The organism is Lentzea sp. JNUCC 0626 (assembly GCF_043632865.1).
Lineage (GTDB): Bacteria > Actinomycetota > Actinomycetes > Mycobacteriales > Pseudonocardiaceae > Lentzea.
Genome location: NZ_CP171635.1, coordinates 4,202,117 through 4,218,763 on the forward strand (window position 1 = coordinate 4,202,117; position 16,647 = coordinate 4,218,763).

General features: G+C 69.3%; 19 protein-coding genes. 4 read left to right on the top strand and 15 right to left on the bottom strand.

What is annotated here, in order from left to right:
• Positions 1 to 126: 126 nt before the first annotated feature.
• From pyrF to pyrR, 7 genes are read right to left on the bottom strand one after another with little or no spacing between them, the layout of a single operon-like run.
• On the bottom strand, positions 127 to 939 hold the full coding sequence (pyrF, locus tag JNUCC0626_RS17915; protein WP_394620901.1) for an orotidine-5'-phosphate decarboxylase: 813 nt from the start codon (positions 937 to 939) through the stop codon (positions 127 to 129).
• Entirely contained in the window at positions 936 to 4,238 is a 3,303-nt protein-coding gene (carB, locus tag JNUCC0626_RS17920) for a carbamoyl-phosphate synthase large subunit (RefSeq protein WP_394620902.1), read from the bottom strand. Before carB ends, pyrF begins: the two co-directional genes overlap by 4 nt.
• Positions 4,238 to 5,380, bottom strand: a complete 1,143-nt coding sequence (gene carA, locus JNUCC0626_RS17925; protein ID WP_394620903.1) for a glutamine-hydrolyzing carbamoyl-phosphate synthase small subunit — start codon at positions 5,378 to 5,380, stop codon at positions 4,238 to 4,240. The genes carB and carA overlap by 1 nt, the downstream gene beginning before the upstream one ends.
• Complete coding sequence (locus JNUCC0626_RS17930) at positions 5,347 to 5,835, bottom strand: transporter (protein ID WP_394620904.1); 489 nt, start codon at positions 5,833 to 5,835, stop codon at positions 5,347 to 5,349. The genes carA and JNUCC0626_RS17930 overlap by 34 nt, the downstream gene beginning before the upstream one ends.
• Positions 5,832 to 7,112: a dihydroorotase gene (locus JNUCC0626_RS17935; protein WP_394620905.1), complete on the bottom strand. Its 1,281-nt coding sequence runs from the start codon at positions 7,110 to 7,112 to the stop codon at positions 5,832 to 5,834. Before JNUCC0626_RS17935 ends, JNUCC0626_RS17930 begins: the two co-directional genes overlap by 4 nt.
• Positions 7,109 to 8,041 (bottom strand): aspartate carbamoyltransferase catalytic subunit, encoded by a 933-nt coding sequence (locus JNUCC0626_RS17940; RefSeq protein ID WP_394620906.1) that lies wholly within the window; start codon positions 8,039 to 8,041, stop codon positions 7,109 to 7,111. Before JNUCC0626_RS17940 ends, JNUCC0626_RS17935 begins: the two co-directional genes overlap by 4 nt.
• Positions 8,038 to 8,610 (bottom strand): bifunctional pyr operon transcriptional regulator/uracil phosphoribosyltransferase PyrR, encoded by a 573-nt coding sequence (gene pyrR, locus JNUCC0626_RS17945; RefSeq protein WP_394620907.1) that lies wholly within the window; start codon positions 8,608 to 8,610, stop codon positions 8,038 to 8,040. Before pyrR ends, JNUCC0626_RS17940 begins: the two co-directional genes overlap by 4 nt.
• A gap of 257 nt (positions 8,611 to 8,867) precedes the next feature.
• Between pyrR and JNUCC0626_RS17950 the strand changes: the two genes are divergently transcribed.
• Positions 8,868 to 9,356, top strand: coding sequence for a transcriptional regulator BldD (locus JNUCC0626_RS17950; protein ID WP_030471611.1), 489 nt, complete (start codon positions 8,868 to 8,870; stop codon positions 9,354 to 9,356).
• 86 nt (positions 9,357 to 9,442) lie between these two features.
• On the opposite strand, the gene JNUCC0626_RS17955 is transcribed toward JNUCC0626_RS17950, so the two are convergent.
• Together JNUCC0626_RS17955 and JNUCC0626_RS17960 are read right to left on the bottom strand one after the other, a co-directional pair.
• Complete coding sequence (locus JNUCC0626_RS17955) at positions 9,443 to 10,168, bottom strand: RNA polymerase subunit sigma-70 (RefSeq protein ID WP_394620908.1); 726 nt, start codon at positions 10,166 to 10,168, stop codon at positions 9,443 to 9,445.
• Between the two features lie 81 nt (positions 10,169 to 10,249).
• Entirely contained in the window at positions 10,250 to 11,059 is an 810-nt protein-coding gene (locus tag JNUCC0626_RS17960) for a sigma-70 family RNA polymerase sigma factor (RefSeq protein ID WP_394620909.1), read from the bottom strand.
• A gap of 89 nt (positions 11,060 to 11,148) precedes the next feature.
• Here JNUCC0626_RS17960 and JNUCC0626_RS17965 point away from each other — a divergent pair, with 89 nt between their 5' ends.
• Both JNUCC0626_RS17965 and JNUCC0626_RS17970 read left to right on the top strand, forming a co-directional pair.
• On the top strand, positions 11,149 to 11,850 hold the full coding sequence (locus JNUCC0626_RS17965; RefSeq protein WP_394620910.1) for an SDR family oxidoreductase: 702 nt from the start codon (positions 11,149 to 11,151) through the stop codon (positions 11,848 to 11,850).
• Positions 11,851 to 11,862: 12 nt separating this feature from the next.
• Positions 11,863 to 12,486 carry an HD domain-containing protein gene (locus JNUCC0626_RS17970; protein WP_394620911.1) on the top strand — a complete coding sequence of 208 codons (624 nt, stop codon included), beginning with the start codon at positions 11,863 to 11,865 and terminating at the stop codon, positions 12,484 to 12,486.
• On the opposite strand, the gene JNUCC0626_RS17975 is transcribed toward JNUCC0626_RS17970, so the two are convergent.
• The 4 genes from JNUCC0626_RS17975 to JNUCC0626_RS17990 form a co-directional block, all read right to left on the bottom strand.
• Positions 12,483 to 13,019: a hypothetical protein gene (locus JNUCC0626_RS17975; RefSeq protein ID WP_394620912.1), complete on the bottom strand. Its 537-nt coding sequence runs from the start codon at positions 13,017 to 13,019 to the stop codon at positions 12,483 to 12,485. The genes JNUCC0626_RS17970 and JNUCC0626_RS17975 overlap by 4 nt on opposite strands.
• 97 nt (positions 13,020 to 13,116) lie before the next feature.
• Entirely contained in the window at positions 13,117 to 13,536 is a 420-nt protein-coding gene (nusB, locus tag JNUCC0626_RS17980) for a transcription antitermination factor NusB (protein WP_394620913.1), read from the bottom strand.
• On the bottom strand, positions 13,536 to 14,105 hold the full coding sequence (gene efp, locus JNUCC0626_RS17985; RefSeq protein WP_285642325.1) for an elongation factor P: 570 nt from the start codon (positions 14,103 to 14,105) through the stop codon (positions 13,536 to 13,538). The genes nusB and efp overlap by 1 nt, the downstream gene beginning before the upstream one ends.
• Positions 14,106 to 14,136: 31 nt before the next feature.
• Entirely contained in the window at positions 14,137 to 15,204 is a 1,068-nt protein-coding gene (locus tag JNUCC0626_RS17990; protein WP_394620914.1) for a M24 family metallopeptidase, read from the bottom strand.
• A gap of 35 nt (positions 15,205 to 15,239) precedes the next feature.
• On the opposite strand from JNUCC0626_RS17990, the gene JNUCC0626_RS17995 reads away from it, so the two are divergent.
• Positions 15,240 to 15,644 (top strand): B-4DMT family transporter, encoded by a 405-nt coding sequence (locus JNUCC0626_RS17995; RefSeq protein WP_394620915.1) that lies wholly within the window; start codon positions 15,240 to 15,242, stop codon positions 15,642 to 15,644.
• Positions 15,645 to 15,647: 3 nt separating this feature from the next.
• Here JNUCC0626_RS17995 and JNUCC0626_RS18000 read toward each other — a convergent pair whose 3' ends face one another.
• On the bottom strand, positions 15,648 to 16,247 hold the full coding sequence (locus tag JNUCC0626_RS18000; protein ID WP_394620916.1) for a hypothetical protein: 600 nt from the start codon (positions 16,245 to 16,247) through the stop codon (positions 15,648 to 15,650).
• Between the two features lie 19 nt (positions 16,248 to 16,266).
• Positions 16,267 to 16,644, bottom strand: coding sequence for a VOC family protein (locus JNUCC0626_RS18005; RefSeq protein WP_394620917.1), 378 nt, complete (start codon positions 16,642 to 16,644; stop codon positions 16,267 to 16,269).
• Positions 16,645 to 16,647: the final 3 nt, after the last annotated feature.

Consider the following 16,647-nt stretch of genomic DNA (forward strand, 5'->3'; position numbering starts at 1 on the left):
TCGTCGCCCACGTTACGTGTGCTATGAGCCCGGTGACCAGCGGGGCAGCCGGTGGCGTGGACCCTACCAACACATGTTTCCCCAGGTGAGCGCGCCACACCCCAAAAGTCGTGGCGCGCCCGTCCCCTAGAGGCTCTGCTGGACCCTCCGCACGGCGCTGACCAGCGCAGACACGTCCGGCCCGTGCTTCAGAACATCTCGCGAAGAAGTTGGCAGAACGCCCCGCATGTCGGGTCCGAAGAGCCGTTTTAGATCTGCCACAGAGCCGCCCTGGGCACCGAAACCGGGGGCCAGGATCGGTCCGTTGAACCCGGAGAGGTCTACATCCGTTTCCCCGATCGTGGCACCTACGACGAGCCCGACATCACCGCTCGGGGAAATGCCTGAATTCCGAGCGGTTGCGAAATCGATGATCGTCTGCGCCACGGTTCGCCCGTCCGGAGCAACCGACCGCTGGACCTCGGCGCCCTCCGGGTTGGAGGTCAGCGCGAGCACGAACACCCCGCGGCCGGTGCTGCGGGCCGTGTCGAGCGCGGGCTGCAACGACCCGAACCCCAGGAACGGCGACACCGTGACGGCGTCACCGGCCAGCGGCGAGCCGTCGCTCAGGAAGGCCTGCGCGTAGGCGGCCATGGTCGAGCCGATGTCGCCGCGCTTGGCGTCCACGAGCACCAGCGTGCCCGAGTCGCGCAGCTCCGCGATCACCCGCTCCAGCACGGCGACGCCACGGGACCCGTAGGCCTCGAAGAACGCCGCCTGCGGCTTCACCATCGCCACCGTGCCGCCGAAGGCCTCCACGGCCGTCAGAGCGAACCGTTCGAGGCCCTCCGCGGTCGGCGAGAGGCCCCACGACTCGAGCAGGCTCGGGTGCGGGTCGATCCCGACGCACAGAGGTCCGTGCGCCCCAACGGCTTTCTCGAGCTTCTCGCCGAACGTCACGCGTCACCCCGCAGCGCGGCCTGCAGGGCCTGCAGCGGCTGGACCCCGATGTCACCCCGGATGAGCGCCTCGATGCCGTGCACGGCCGCGGCGGCGCCCTGGATGGTGGTGACGCACGGGATGTCCTTGGCGACGGCGGCGGTGCGGATCTCGTAGCCGTCCACGCGCGGGCCGCTGTTGCCGTACGGCGTGTTGAAGATCATGTCGATCTCGCCGTTGAGGATCATGTCGACGACGTTGCCCTCGCCCTCGAAGTGCTTGCGCACCTCGGTGCACGGAATCCCGTTGCGCTTCAACACCTCTGCGGTGCCGGCGGTCGCGAGGATCTGGAACCCGAGGTCGGCGAGGCGCTTCACCGGGAAGATCATCGCGCGCTTGTCGCGGTTCGCGAACGACACGAACACCTTGCCCTTGGTCGGCAACGAGCCGTACGACGCCGTCTGCGACTTCGCGAACGCCTTGCCGAACGACGAGTCGATGCCCATGACCTCGCCGGTGGACTTCATCTCCGGGCCGAGCAACGAGTCGACGCCGTGGCCCTCGGGCGTGCGGAAGCGGTGGAACTGCATGACCGCTTCCTTCACCGCGACCGGGGCGTGCTCGGGCAGCCGGGCACCGTCACCGGTGGCCGGCAGGATGCCCTCGACGCGCAGTTCCGCGATCGTGGCGCCGAGCATGACGCGCGACGCGGCCTTCGCCATCGACACCGCCGTCGCCTTGGACACGAACGGCACCGTGCGCGACGCACGCGGGTTTGCCTCCAGGACGTACAGCACGTCGTCCTTGAGCGCGTACTGGACGTTCAGGAGCCCCTTCACGCCGATGCCGCGCGCGATGGCCTCCGTGGAGCGGCGGACGTTCTCGATGTCCGAGGCGCCCAAGGTGATGGGCGGCAGCGCACACGACGAGTCGCCGGAGTGCACGCCGGCTTCCTCGATGTGCTCCATCACGCCGCCGATGAACACCTCGGTGCCGTCGCACAGCGCGTCCACGTCGATCTCGATGGCGTCGTCGAGGAACCGGTCGACCAGCACCGGGTGCTCGGGCGTCACCTCGGTCGCGCGGGCGATGTAGCCCGACAACGACTCCTCGTCGTACACGATCTCCATGCCGCGCCCGCCGAGCACGTAGGAGGGGCGCACGAGGACCGGGTAGCCGATCTCGTCCGCGATCTCCTTCGCCTCGCCGAACGACGTGGCCGTGCCGAACTTGGGTGCGGGCAGACCGGCGTCGGTGAGGACCTTGCCGAACTGGCCGCGGTCCTCGGCGAGGTGGATCGCCTCGGGCGTGGTGCCCACGACCGGCACACCGGCGTCCGCCAGGCGCTGCGCGAGACCGAGCGGTGTCTGGCCGCCCAGCTGCACGATCACACCCGCGACCGTGCCCGAACGCTGCTCGGAGTGCACGACCTCCAGCACGTCCTCGAACGTCAGCGGTTCGAAGTACAGGCGGTCGGAGGTGTCGTAGTCCGTCGACACCGTCTCCGGGTTGCAGTTCACCATCACGGTCTCGTACCCGGCCGCCCGCAACGCCATCGCCGCGTGCACGCACGAGTAGTCGAACTCGATGCCCTGGCCGATGCGGTTCGGCCCGGAGCCGAGGATCAGCACCTTGGGCTTCTCGCGCTGCTCCGCGACCTCGGTCTCGGCGTCGGGGTCGAGCTCGTAGGCGGAGTAGTGGTACGGCGTCTCCGACTTGAACTCCGCCGCGCACGTGTCGACCGTCTTGTAGACCGGACGCACGCCGAGGCGGTGCCGCAGGGCGCGCACGCCGTCCTCGCCCGCCAGCTCGGGACGGAGAACGGAGATCTGCCGGTCGGAGAGACCGGCACGCTTCGCCTTGCGCAGCAACGGTTCGTCGAGCACGGGAGCGTCCAGCAGCTCCGTGCGCAACGTGCCGAGCCAGGCGATCTGCTCGATGAACCACGGGTCGATCTTCGACGCGGTGTAGACGTCCTCAATGGACGCTCCGAGCCGAAGGGCGCGCTCGACCGTGTACAGCCGCCCGTCGTGACCCCGTTCCAGCTGGGCCAGGACTGACTCGAGCGTAGTGCCCTCCGGGTCGGGCTGAGTCCAGAAACCGACCGATTTCGTTTCCAGCGAACGCAGCGCCTTGCCCAGCGCCTCGACGAAGTTGCGGCCGATGGACATGGCCTCGCCGACCGACTTCATGGTCGTCGTCAGCGTCGGGTCCGCACCGGGGAACTTCTCGAACGCGAACCGCGGCGCCTTCACGACCACGTAGTCGAGCGTGGGCTCGAACGACGCCGGGGTCTCGCCGGTGATGTCGTTGGTGATCTCGTCCAGCGTGTAGCCGATCGCGAGCTTCGCGGCGATCTTGGCGATCGGGAAGCCCGTCGCCTTGGACGCCAGCGCCGACGACCGCGACACCCGCGGGTTCATCTCGATGACGACCATGCGGCCGTTGTCCGGGTGGATGGCGAACTGGATGTTGCAGCCACCGGTGTCGACGCCGACCTCGCGGATGACCTGGATGCCGACGTCGCGCATGTGCTGGTACTCGCGGTCGGTCAGCGTCATCGCCGGCGCCACGGTCACCGAGTCACCGGTGTGCACGCCCATCGGGTCGATGTTCTCGATCGAGCAGATCACGACCACGTTGTCGTTGCGGTCGCGCATCAGCTCGAGCTCGTACTCCTTCCACCCGAGCACGCTCTCCTCGATGAGCACCTCGGTGACCGGAGACTCCTCGAGCCCGATCGCGGCCAGGCGCTCGAGCTCCTCGGGCGTGTACGCCATGCCGGAACCCAGGCCGCCCATGGTGAACGACGGCCGGATGACGACCGGCAGGCCGAGGTCGGCGACGGTCGCGCGGACCTCGTCCATCGTCTTGCAGACGGCCGAGCGCGGGACGTCGGACCCGATGCGGCGGACCAGGTCCTTGAAGATCTGCCGGTCCTCACCGCGCTGGATGGCGTCGATGTTCGCGCCGATCAGCTCGACGTCGTACTTCTCCAGCACCCCGCGCTCGTGCAGCGCGATGGCCGTGTTCAGCGCCGTCTGGCCGCCCAGCGTCGCCAGGATCGCGTCCGGGCGTTCCTGCGCGATGACCTTCTCCACGAACTCGGCCGTGATCGGCTCGATGTAGGTGGCGTCGGCGAACTCGGGGTCGGTCATGATCGTCGCCGGGTTGGAGTTCACCAGGCTGACCCTGATGCCCTCCTCCCGCAGCACCCGGCACGCCTGGGTGCCGGAGTAGTCGAACTCGCAGGCCTGACCGATGACGATCGGACCGGAGCCGATGACCAGGATGTGCTTGAGATCAGTCCTCTTCGGCATCAGCGGGCCTCATTCATCATGGTCACGAAGTCGTCGAACAGGGGCGCGGCGTCGTGCGGACCGGCCGCGGCCTCGGGGTGGTACTGCACGGAGAACGCCGGCGCGTCGAGCAGCCGGACGCCCTCGACGGTGCCGTCGTTCGGGCAGTAGTGCGACAGCACGGCGCGGCCGAACTCCGAGGAGAACTCCTCCCCCGGCGTCCCTTCCAGCGCGAACCCGTGGTTCTGCGAGGTGATGGCGACCTTGCCGGTGGTCACGTCGATGACCGGGATGTTGATGCCGCGGTGGCCGTAGCGCATCTTGTACGTCCCGCGGCCGACCGCGCGGCCCAGGATCTGGTTGCCGAAGCAGATGCCGAACAGCGGCAGCTTGCGGCCCAGGGCTTCCTTGGTGAGCGCGATCGCGTGGTCCTGCGTGGCCGGGTCGCCGGGGCCGTTGCTCAGGAAGAGCCCGTCCGGGCTGACCTTCAGGATGTCCTCGAACGTGCTGGTCAGCGGCAGGACGTGCACCTCGATGCCGCGCGCCGCCATCATCCGCGGGGTGTTGGACTTGATGCCCAGGTCCAGCGCCGCGACGGTGAACTTCTTCGCGCCGATGGCCTCGACCACGTACGGCTTCGACGTCGTGACGTCGACCGCGAGGTTCGCGCCGACCATCTCGGCCGACGCCTTGACCTGCTCGACCATCGACGCGTCGTCGGTCAGGTCGGAGCCGGAGAACACCCCGGCGCGCATCGCGCCCTGCTCGCGGATGTGGCGGGTCAGCGTGCGGGTGTCGAGGCCCGCGATGCCGACGACGCCCTGGTTCGCGAGCTCCTCGTCGAGGCCTCGCTTGGAGCGCCAGTTCGACGGCGTGCGCGCGGGGTCGCGGACGACGTAGCCCGCCACCCAGATCTTCGACGACTCGTCGTCCTCGTCGTTCCAGCCGGTGTTGCCGATCTGCGGCGCGGTCTGCACCACGATCTGGCGGTGGTAGGAGGGGTCGGTCAGGGTTTCCTGGTACCCGGTCATGGCCGTGGAGAACACGACCTCGCCGAGCGAGACGCCGGTCGCTCCGTACGCCTCACCGCGGAAGACACGTCCGTCTTCCAGCACCAATGCCGCGTTCGTCACGCCTTGCCTCCCACGAGTGCTGCTACCCATTCGTCGTACACGTCTTTGTCGTCACCGCGAAAACCAGTGTCGAACAGGTGGCCATCGTTTTCCCACTGCACCACCAACAAGCCCTCTTCGCTGAACATGACCTTGCCCGCGAGGCCGCGGTCCGTCCGGGCGTCCCGGATGGACTCGGCGGGGATGAACAGCGGCGAGGCGCCGGTCCGTTCGATCGCGATGCCCTCCGGCACCAGGCTGAGCGTCGCCTCGGCGCGGTGGCCGATGTCGCCGACCTGGATGCGGTCCTGCCAGTTGCCCGCGTTCGTCGTTCCGATGTAGACGCCCGTGGTCGCGAGGCGCGCGGCACCGAGCTTCTCCGGCGTCGAGGGGAACGCCGGCAGGTCGGCCTGCTTGCGCTGGCGTCGCGTCCAGCCGTGCCACATGCCGTAGACGCACAGGGCGAAGAAGACGAAAACCGCCAGGGACAGGAGGATCCGGGTCATGGCGCAATCCTTCCCGCCAGGGCGGTCACCCGGCCACGCAAGATGGTGGCCGTCACCGCGGCGGGCAGCTCCATGCCCTCGAACGGGGTGTTGCCCGCGATGCTCGCGAGCTCGGCGCCGCGCACCGTCCACGCGGCGTCCGGGTCGACCAGCACGAGGTTCGCGGGCTCGCCGACCGCGATCGGGCGGCCCTGGTCGGTCAGCCCGGCGATCTCGGCGGGCTTCTCGCTCATGACCCGCGCGACACCGCGCCAGTCCAGCAGCCCGGTCCTGACCATGGTCTCGACGACGATGCCCAGTGCGGTCTGCAGCCCGAGCATGCCCGGACGGGCCGCCGACCACTCGCAGTCCTTGTCCTGCACGGCGTGCGGGGCGTGGTCGGTCGCGACGCAGTCGATCGTGCCGTCGGCCAGCGCCTGGCGCAGCGCGTCCACGTCGGTCTGCGTGCGCAGCGGCGGGTTGACCTTGTTGACCGGGTCGTAGGTCTCGAGCCGGTCGTCGGTCAGGATCAGGTGGTGCGGGGTGACCTCGGCGCTCACCTTGGTGCCGCGGGCCTTGGCCCACTTCAGGACGTCCGCCGTGCCGGTGGTGCTGACGTGGCAGACGTGCAGCTTCGCGTCGACCTGCTTCGCGAGGATGCAGTCGCGGGCCACGATCGACTCCTCGGCCGCCGCGGGCCAGCCCTGCAGGCCGAGGCGCGAGGCGTTCTCGCCCTCGTGCGCCTGGGCACCGACGGTGAGCTTCGGCTCCTCGGCGTGCTGCGCGATGACGGCGCCCAGGGACTTGGAGTACTCCAGGGCCCTGCGCATGATCAACGGGTCGTGCACGCAGTGACCGTCGTCGGAGAACACCCGGACGTTCGCCTTGGACTTGGCCATCGTGCCGAGCTCGGCGAGCTTCTCGCCCTTGAGGCCGACGGTGACGGCGCCGACCGGGTGGACGTCGACCAGGCCGACCTCCTGGCCGCGGCGGGCCACGTGCTCGACGATGACGGCGTTGTCGGCGACCGGGTCGGTGTTGGCCATCGCGAACACGGCCGTGTAGCCGCCGAGAGCGGCCGCGCGCGACCCCGTCTCGATGGTCTCGGTGTCCTCGCGGCCCGGCTCCCGCAGGTGGGTGTGCAGGTCGACGAACCCCGGCAACAGCACCGCGCCGTTGCCCTCGATGACCTCGGCGTCGGAATCCGTGCCCTCCTCGATCACGCCGTCGCGGATCAGCAGGTCGATCGGTTCCCCCTCGCCATAGGGACGTACTCCCTTGAGCAGCAAGGGCTTCACGCGTTTTCCTCCTCGTGGGCGAGCAAGTGGTACAGCACGGCCATGCGCACGTGGACACCGTTGCGGACCTGCTCGGTGATGGCGGCCTGCGGGCTGTCGGCGACGACGGAGGCGATCTCCATGCCGCGCAGCATCGGGCCGGGGTGCAGCACGACGGCGTGCTCGGGCAGCAGCTTCAGCCGCCGCTCGTTGAGGCCGTACGCGATCGAGTACTCGCGCGAGCTCGGGAAGAACCCGCCGGTCATCCGCTCGGCCTGCACGCGCAGCAACATCACCGCGTCCTGCGAGGCCAGTTCGGAGTCGATCTCGTGCGAGACCGTGACCGGCCACTTCTCCACGCCCGTCGGCAGCAGCGTGGGCGGGGCGACGAGCGTGACCTCGGCACCGAGCGTGGTCAGCAGGTGCACGTTCGACCGGGCGACCCGGCTGTGCAGCACGTCACCGACGATCGCGACGCGGCGGCCGTCGAGGCTGCCGAGGCGGTCGCGGAGCGTGGCGGCGTCGAGCAACGCCTGGGTGGGGTGCTCGTGCATGCCGTCGCCCGCGTTCACCACGGACGTGCTGGTGTGCTTGAGCCAGCCCGCGAGCCGGTGCGCGGCACCGGACGCCGGGTGCCGCACGATCACGCAGTCGGCGCCCGCCGCCTGCAACGTCAGGGCGGTGTCGCGCAACGACTCGCCCTTGCTGACGCTGGAACCGGAGCTGCTGACGTTGATCACGTCGGCGGACATCCACTTGCCGGCGATCTCGAAGCTGACGCGGGTGCGGGTGCTGTTCTCGTAGAACATCGTGATCACGGTGCGGCCGCGCAGCGTCGGCAGCTTGCGGACCTCGCGGCCGAGCAGCGCCTGCTTCAGCCGGTCCGCGGTGTCGAGGATCGCGACCGCCTGGTCGCGGCCGAGGCCGTCGGTGGAGAGCAGGTGCTTCACTTCAGCACCACTCCGTCGCGGCCGTCGAACTCCTCGAGGTTCACGACGACGTCCTCGGTCTTGGACGTCGGCAGGTTCTTGCCCACGTAGTCCGCGCGGATCGGCAGTTCGCGGTGACCCCGGTCGACGAGCACGGCCAACTGGACGGCGCGGGGCCGGCCGTGGTCGCGCAGGGCGTCGAGGGCGGCGCGGATCGTGCGGCCGGAGAACAGCACGTCGTCCACGAGCACGACCAGCTTGTCGTCGATGCCGCCCTCGGGCAGCTTCGTCGCCTCCAACGGCCTGGTGGGGCCTCGGCGGAGGTCGTCCCGGTAGAGGGTGATGTCGAGCGTGCCCTCGTGCACCGTCCGGCCGGAAAATTCGGCGATCTTAGCGGCTAGACGTCGTGCGAGGGGAGCTCCCCGGCTGGGAATACCCATCAAGACGATGTCGGGTGCGCTGGGTGCATCGAGAGCGGTCTTCTCGATGATCTGATGGGCCATTCGGGCGACAGTGCGCGCGACGTCACCGGCCGAAAGAATCTCGCGATCCCCGGCCGGATCCGTCGCGCCACGTTGACGTGACGCCACGGCTGGACCTCCTTCCCCGCCTCACTGGACGGGTCCTTAAAGGACGTCGGACACCTAGTAATAGCTAGGCTGACCTGCACCGTATCACCTACGGACGGTCAACCATCCGAGTGGTAGGCCAGGCGTGGCGCGCGTCTCTCCTTGAGATCAGCTTGACCTGCCGACCACGGCGAGTAATCATTACTCTGCGTATCGATCTAAGCCTCCCCGCAGCCAGCGTGTACTGCTGACGGGGCGAATGAACGGAGAACCGCCACATGGGCGACTACGCCAAGGCGCTGGGGGCCAAGCTCCGCGCTATCCGCCAGCAGCAGGGTCTGTCCCTGCACGGCGTCGAGCAGAAGTCCGGCGGTCGCTGGAAGGCCGTGGTCGTCGGCTCCTACGAGCGCGGTGACCGCGCGGTGACCGTGCAGAAGCTGGCCGAGCTGGCCGACTTCTACGGGGTTCCCGTCGCCGAGCTGCTGCCGGAGGGCCGCGTGCCGTCGGGCGCCGAGCCGGCCACCAAGATCGTGATCAACCTCGAACGGCTCCAGCAGCTGCCGGTCGAGAAGGTCGGGCCGCTGGCCCGCTACGCCGCGACCATCCAGTCGCAGCGCGGCGACTACAACGGCAAGGTCCTCTCCATCCGCACCGAGGACCTGCGTTCGCTCGCGATCATCTACGACATGACGCCGGGCGAGCTCACCGAGCAGCTCATCGACTGGGGTGTGCTTCCTCCCGAGGCGCGTCCCGCGAAGGAAGACTGAGCTTCCTCGTTCCGCAACGCGAGGCTCCCCCGACGTCCTGTCAGTCGCCCTGAGGACGTTCGTGGGAGCCTCGTGCGTTCAGCGGGTCATTCGGGTGAGAACAGTCGGCGGACGTGCTCCCGGTCCGTGATCGCGTGGATCGCCGCGATCTTCTGCTCGCGCACGGTGAACGACACGAGTGCGACCGGCTGCCCCTCCACGGTGGACACCAGTCCCGCCTCGCCGCCGACCACCGCGGGTTCCACGCACGGCGCGTTCTGCAGCACCGCCGCCTTGGGCCCGACCATGCCCACGCCGCGCAGCCAGATCTCCTCCGAACGCAGCGTCACGTCGGGGTCCAGCACGTCCTCGCCCGCCATGAAGGCGTCCACGACCTCGCGTTGCTTCATCAGGCCGACGTCGGACACGGGTCTGTTCTCGACCCGCTTGCGCGCCCTCGCCTCGACCTGCAACGCACCGAGCGGCGTGCGGCCGATCAACGGCGCCACCTGCTCGAACGGCTCCTCGAACATGTCGTGCAGCACGTACGCGACGCGCTCGTCGGGGGTCAGCGCGTCGAGCGCGGTCAGCACACCGAGGCCGGGTTCGTGGTTCGGCCCCCTGCTCACCACGGGGTCCGGCATCTCGAAGCCGTTCTTGGCCCGCGCCCGCAGCATCGTGAGGCTCACCCGCGCGACGACGGTGCCCAGCCAGCTCGGTTCGCCGGTTTTCTCGATCTTGCGCCGCGCTTCCTTCACCGCGTCCGCCGCCTCCGCGAACCGGCCGAGCATGCGGTAAGCGAGCCTGTTCTCCTGGTCCAACTCCCCGATCACGTTGGTCCCCTTCAATCGAGCGCCCACCCAAATAGACACCTCGCGGGCGTTCGACGTGACCAGCGACAGCAGTGGTATTGCTCACGGAATAATCGACGCCAGTTGCTGTTCGTCCTGGATCACGTGGATCGCGGCGATCCGGCCGTCGCGCACCGTGAACGCCATGACCGAGAACGGCCTGCCGCCCACCCGCGTGATGAAGCCGATCTCGCCACCGATGACGGCGAACTCGATCTCCGCCTTCGCCGCGTACTGCCGGAACAGGCTGGCACGACCTGCGACTTTCCGCCCGCCGACCACTTCCAGGGCACCCGCGCGCAGCAGTGCGTCCGGGTGCAGCACGGCGACCAGGCGTTCGAGGTCGCCTTCGCGGGCGGCGCTGAGGAACGCGGTGACCGCCTCGCGTTGCGTGGCCAGGTCGGCGTTGGGCCGAGGGCGTTCCTGGACACGCTTTCGTGCCCTGCTGGCCAACTGCCGTGCGGTCGCCGGGGTCTTCTCGATCAACGGGGCGATGTCGTCGAACGGCACGGCGAACATGTCGTGCAGCACGAACGACAGCCGCTCGTCCGGTTTGAGCGAGTCGAGCACGATCAGCATCGCCAGGCCGACCTGGTCGCTGGTGACGGCCTGCTGTTCCGGCTCCTCGCTCTTCTCGATCACCGGATCCGGCATCTCGTGGGCGTGTTCGCGCCGGTCTCGCAGCATGTTCAGGCAGACGCGGCTCACCACGGTGGTCAGCCACGCGGCCGGGTTGTCGATCTCGCTGGTGTCGGCCCGGTCCGCGCGCAGCCAGGCGTCCTGCACGGCGTCGTCCGCCTCGGCGAACGACCCCAGCATGCGGTGGGCGATGGCACGCAGCCGCGGCCGTTCCTGCTCGAACTGCGCGATCAAAGCTCCCCCATGTGGCCTGGCGCACACCCTGTCACGTTGTCGAGCGCTGCCGGGTCGAGCAGGCAGCGGACTCATCCTGGAGGGTAATCATGAAGATCGTCGTCACGGGCGGAACCGGCACTCTCGGCACGCACGTCGTCCCGTTGCTGCGCGAGGCGGGCGCGGAGGTGACGGTGCTGAGCCGTCACGGCGACATCGCCTGCGACCTGCTCGGGGACGTGCCGCCGATCGAGACCGACGTCGTGGTGCACCTGGCCGGAGGGCAGAAGGGCGACGACGTCGCCACCCGCACCCTGCTCGCGGCCTGCCGGGGCGTCCGCCACTTCGTCTACATCTCGGTGATCGGCGCCGACACCGTGCCGCTGGCGTGGTTGCGCACGAAACTCGCCTGCGAGCAGGCGGTCGAGGCCTCGGGCATCCCGTTCACGATCCTGCGAGCGGCCCAGTTCCACGACCTCGCGCTGACGATGGTGCGCGGCCTCGCGAAGCTCCCGATCGTGCCGGTGCCGGGGATGCGGTTGCAGCCGGTCGACGCCCGCGACGTGGCCCAGCGGCTCGCCGGGCTCGCGCTGGGACGGCCCGCGGGGCGCGTGACCGACCTCGCCGGACCTGCCGACTTCGACCTCCGCGATCTCGTCCGGGACTACCTGACCACCGCGGGCAAGCGCCGGCTCACGATGCCGATGCCGTTGCCGGGCAAGGCCGGGAAGGCCTACCGGGGCGGGCTGAACCTGAGCCTGGACGGCGACCGCGGCGTGCGCACCTGGGAGGAGTTCCTGGCGAGTCGGTAGGATCTCGGCAACGTGGACCTCCTCGCTGACCAGAACCCGTTGCCGTCCGTTGTGGACTCCCGGCTGCGCGAGCACCTCACGTTCCTGATCGAGGTGGACCGGCTCAAGACCGTGTTGCGCGCTTCCCCGCTCGCGGCCGCCGACCGGCGCGAGAACGACGCCGAGCACTCGTGGCACCTCGCGTTGATGGTCATGACGCTCGCCGAGTACGCCGACGAACCGATCGACGTCGGCCACACGATCAAGCTCGTCGTGGTGCACGACCTGATCGAGATCTACGCCGGGGACACGCCGATCTACGACACGGCGCTGGCCGAGAGTCAGCAGGAACGCGAGGAGGCCGCGGCGGACCGGCTGTTCGGGATCCTGCCGGCGGACGCGGGTGTGGTGATGCGGGCGTTGTGGGACGAGTTCGAGGCCCGGCAGACGCCCGAGGCGCGGTTCGCGAAGGCCATGGACCGGCTGCAACCGTTGCTGCTCAACTGGATGGCGCGCGGCGGGACGTGGCGGACGCCCGGCGTGACGGCGGACGACGTGCGGGCGCGCAAGGCCGTGATCGGGGACGGGTCGGCGAAGCTGTGGGAGGCGGCGTTGCAGCTCATCGACGAGGGTGAGCGGCGGGGCTGGGCTCGTTAGGGCTGGTGCCAGCCGCCGGTGAACCAGGTGACCTCGCCGGTGGCCGGGTCGTAGCGGCGGCGGCTGATCGTGCCGATGTCGGCGCCGTAGACGTGGATGCCGATGGTCGGGTCGTCGGAGGCGGCTTCGACGGCGTGCACGTCGTCGTCGGTCGTGCAGCACACGGTGACGCTGCCGACGTGGAAGGTCTGTTCGTCCAACGCCGTGAGCAGGCCGGTGGTGGTGGGCTTGGCGTAGCGGATTTCGCGTTCCGCGCCTGAGTAGATGCCTACGACGCCCCACGTCTCATGGCCGTGCACGGGCGTGCGTTGTCCTGGGGCCCACACGACCACCGCGACGCACCAGGTGGAGGTGCGGTGCAACGGGTAGTTGACGTGGTGGTCCGGGTCCGGGCGGGTGAGCTCGGGCGGGAGCCGGTAGCCGCCGGTCAGGAGCTCGGACAGGTGGTCGGCCACCTGCTTGGTGATCACGTGCTCGTCGTCGTTCGCGGCGACGACCGAAGCCACTTCGTCCAGGAAGTTCTGCAGGTTCATGCAGCTCAGCGTGGCGTGAGGCGGCACATGACGTCCAATGCCAAAACCGCGGGCGTTCCATCAAGGTTGTCGATGGAACGCCCGCGGTTCTGAAGAACTACAGGACGGCGCGCAACTGGTCCGCGATGACCGCGATCCGGCCGAGCACGCCGTTGACGAACCGCGGCGAGTCGTCCGTGGACAGACCCTTCGCGAGTTCCACGGCCTCGTCGATCGCCACGGCGTCCGGCACGTCGGCCGCCCACAGCAGCTCGTACAGGCCGATGCGCAGGACCGCTCGGTCGACCGCCGGCATGCGCTGCAACGTCCAGCCCTCGGCGTGCTCCGAGATCAGGTCGTCGATCCGCGTGCGGTGCGCGGTGACGCCCTCGACCAGGGAGACGGTGTAGTCGTTCACCGGCGGCACGTCCGGGGACCCGACTCGTTCGGCCAGCAGCGTCACCGGGTCGGTGCCCAGCAGGTCGGCTTCGTAGAGGAAGTCGACCGCGCGCTTGCGGGCCTTGCTCCGAGCACCCATCAGGACTTGTCGCTGATGCGGCCGAGGTAGCGGCCGTCGCGGGTGTCGACCTTGATCTTCTCGCCGGTCGTGACGAACAGCGGGACCTGGATCTCGGCGCCGGTCTCGAGCGTCGCGGGCTTGGTGCCACCGGTGGAGCGGTCGCCCTGCAGGCCCGGGTCGGTGTGCTGGATGACGAGCTCGACCGAGGTCGGGAGCTCGATGAACAGCGGCACGCCCTCGTGGACGGCCACGACGGCCTCCTGGTTCTCCAGCATGTAGTTGGCGGCGTCGCCAACCGTGTCCGCCGGAACCGGGATCTGGTCGTAGGTGTCGCCGTCCATGAAGATGAAGTCGGAGCCGTCCTTGTAGAGGAACGACATGCCGCGCTTGTCCACGGTGGCGGTCTCGACCTTGGTGCCCGCGTTGAAGGTCTTGTCGACGACCTTCCCGGTCAGCACGTGCTTGAGGGTCGTGCGCACGAAGGCGCCACCCTTGCCGGGCTTGACGTGCTGGAACGCGGTGACGGTCCAGAGCTGGCCGTCGAGGTTCAGCACCAGGCCGTTCTTCAGGTCGTTCGTGGTGGCCACGGTGGGATTTCTCCTGTGTAGGGCGGGGGTGTCAGACGACCACGAGTTCTTTCGTGGTCAGGGTGAGGAGCTCCGGACCGCTTGCGCGGACCACGAGGGTGTCCTCGATGCGGACCCCGCCCCGCCCCGACAAGTAGACGCCGGGCTCGACGGTGACCGCCATACCGGCCGAAAGTGTACCGGCACCCACCTTCGACAACGCCGGTGCCTCGTGGATCTCCAGGCCGACCCCGTGGCCGAGGCCGTGCAGGAACTCTTCGCCGTGCCCGGCCTTCTCGATCACCTCGCGTGACGCGTGGTCGACGTCGCTCACCCGCACGCCCGGCGCCAGGGCGTTGCGTCCGGCCGCCTGCGAGCGCGCGACCAGGTCGTACAGGTCCCGCTGCCAGTCGGCGGGCTTGCCGAGCACGAGCGTGCGGGTCATGTCGGAGTGGTAGCCGTCGACCAGCGCGCCGAAGTCGAGCTTGATGAGGTCGCCAGCGTGCAACGTCCGGTCCGTCGGCGAGTGGTGCGGGATGGCGGAGTTCGGGCCGAACGCCACGATCGAGGAGAACGACGGGCCCTCCGCGCCGTGGTCGAGCATGCGGCTCTCCAGCTCGCGCGCGACCTCGCGTTCGGTGCGGCCCGCGCGCAGGCCGCCGTGCCCGATCAACGCCGCGAGCGCCCGGTCCGCCGCCGCGCACGCCATCCGCAGCGCCTCGATCTCGACCTCGTCCTTGACCAGCCGCAGTTTCTCGACCAGGCCGCCCGCCTTGTGCAGCTCGGCCTTGGTCGAGGCGTGGAGCTCGTCCAAGCCGTCGACGGTGACGTGGTGGCTCTCGAACCCGAGCCTGCCCTTCGCCCTGGCCGCGAGCGTGGTGTCGCAGGGGCGGTCGATCAGGCGTTCCAGGTCCGGCACCTGCTTCGCCGACTGCGTCAGGTAGCGGCCGTCGGTGCAGAACACGTCGTCGCCGTTCGCGCCGACCAGCACGGCGGCGTTCGATCCGGTGAACCCGGTGAGGTACCGGACGTTCAGCAGGTTCGTGACGAGCAGCGCGTCCAGGTTCGCGGCCTGGAGCTCCTGACGCAGGGCGGTTCGGCGTGCGGCGTACGACGACATGCCTCGCAGCGTACGACCAGACCTAAGCTGTCCGCATGCGTCCTTGGTTCGTCCGTGCGTTGTGGATGGGGCTCCTGCACGGAGCCGTGCAGACCGGCGTCGCGGCCGTGGGCGTGCGCAGTCCGGAGGCCTCGTCGGTCCGGCCGATCGCGCTGGGGCTGCTGATCGTCGCCGCCGTGTTGTGGGGCGCGGTCGACGCGTTGCGCGAACTGGACGGGCGCGGCATGCAGTGGTTCGTCGCGGCACTGATCGCCGGTCCGTTCGCGGGGGCGCTGGGCGTGATCGGGTCGGCGTTGCTGGTCGACCAGACCGGGCAGGAGGCGCTGTGGGTGGCGCTGACGGGCGGAGCGGCGTTCACGGCGTTGCTGGTGCTCGCGCCCGCCGGCCTGGGGATGCTGCTGGGCGGGTTCCTGGCGAAGAAGGAATCTGCGCGCGGCTAGGGCCTAGTCCGAGGCGCCCACGGTGAGGATGTAGCGCGCGGACGTCCTGAAGGTGCCGAACTCACCCTGCACGCGCAGCTCGTGCTCGCCGGGGCTGAGCGGCGGGATCCACGCCCACAGCCCGCACGCGTTGGCGTTCACCTTGCCGGTCGGGGCGCCCAGCACGTTGTCCCGCACGGCGTCGAAGGTGATCGGGGCCGAGTCGATCCGGCGCAGTTCGACCAGCTGGCCGTCGAGCGTCACCGACCCCTTGGCGCTGGCGAAGAACGTGTCGCAGTTCGTGTAGGTGTTGACCGCCGGGCCCGCGAGCGGCCTGCCCGCCGGCACCTGGCAGCGGCGGTTCACCGAGCCGCCGAACGTGCCCGCGAAGAACCACACGTCCTTCGGCTGGTTCTCCGCGCACCACTGGCCGCTGTCGTCGACGACGGGGTTGCGCTTCTCCGTGCTCGACGCGGCCCACGTCCACCACTGCGCCTGGAGCTGCGCGTCCGACAACGGCCGGTCGGGCTGCGTCGTCGTCTCGCTGCTGACGGGCGTGGGCTCCGGAGCGGCCGCGCACCCGGCCAGGAGCAGTGCGAACGCGGCGATCAGCAGTCTCGGCACGTGTCGAATCTTTACACGTTCAGACGCCTACGAGCTCGATTTCGAACCCGTCCTCGTTCTCCATGAACGCCGCGTAGTGGTCTGGTCCTCCCGCGTGAGGATGCTTGTCCGCGAACATGAGCTTCCAGCCGTTGGCCTCGGATTTCGCGGTGAGGCGGTCGACGTTCGCATTGGTGCCCGCGTGCAGGGCGAGGTGGTTGAGGCCTGCCTTCATGCGGTCGTGCGGGCCTGTCATGGCGTTGGACTGCTCTACGACGACGTAGGTGTCGCCCAGCTTCCAGCTGACGCCTGCGGTCCATCTTTGGTGTTCGGTCCAGCCGAGTTCGGTGAAGATCCACCCGAACGTGGCTTCGGCGCGGGCGAGATCCGGGACCCAGAGTTCGACGTGATGGAGCATTCC

Bases quoted from the DNA above. Each gene is read 5' to 3' on its own strand.
- nusB (WP_394620913.1), bottom strand. From the start codon at position 13,536: ATGGGTGCTCGGAGCAAGGCCCGCAAGCGCGCGGTCGACTTCCTCTAC.
- JNUCC0626_RS17950 (WP_030471611.1), top strand. From the start codon at position 8,868: ATGGGCGACTACGCCAAGGCGCTGGGGGCCAAGCTCCGCGCTATCCGC.
- JNUCC0626_RS17930 (WP_394620904.1), bottom strand. From the start codon at position 5,835: ATGACCCGGATCCTCCTGTCCCTGGCGGTTTTCGTCTTCTTCGCCCTG.
- JNUCC0626_RS17965 (WP_394620910.1), top strand. From the start codon at position 11,149: ATGAAGATCGTCGTCACGGGCGGAACCGGCACTCTCGGCACGCACGTC.
- JNUCC0626_RS17995 (WP_394620915.1), top strand. From the start codon at position 15,240: ATGCGTCCTTGGTTCGTCCGTGCGTTGTGGATGGGGCTCCTGCACGGA.
- carB (WP_394620902.1), bottom strand. From the start codon at position 4,238: ATGCCGAAGAGGACTGATCTCAAGCACATCCTGGTCATCGGCTCCGGT.
- JNUCC0626_RS17990 (WP_394620914.1), bottom strand. From the start codon at position 15,204: ATGTCGTCGTACGCCGCACGCCGAACCGCCCTGCGTCAGGAGCTCCAG.
- JNUCC0626_RS17975 (WP_394620912.1), bottom strand. From the start codon at position 13,019: ATGAACCTGCAGAACTTCCTGGACGAAGTGGCTTCGGTCGTCGCCGCG.
- carA (WP_394620903.1), bottom strand. From the start codon at position 5,380: ATGGGTAGCAGCACTCGTGGGAGGCAAGGCGTGACGAACGCGGCATTG.
- JNUCC0626_RS18005 (WP_394620917.1), bottom strand. From the start codon at position 16,644: ATGCTCCATCACGTCGAACTCTGGGTCCCGGATCTCGCCCGCGCCGAA.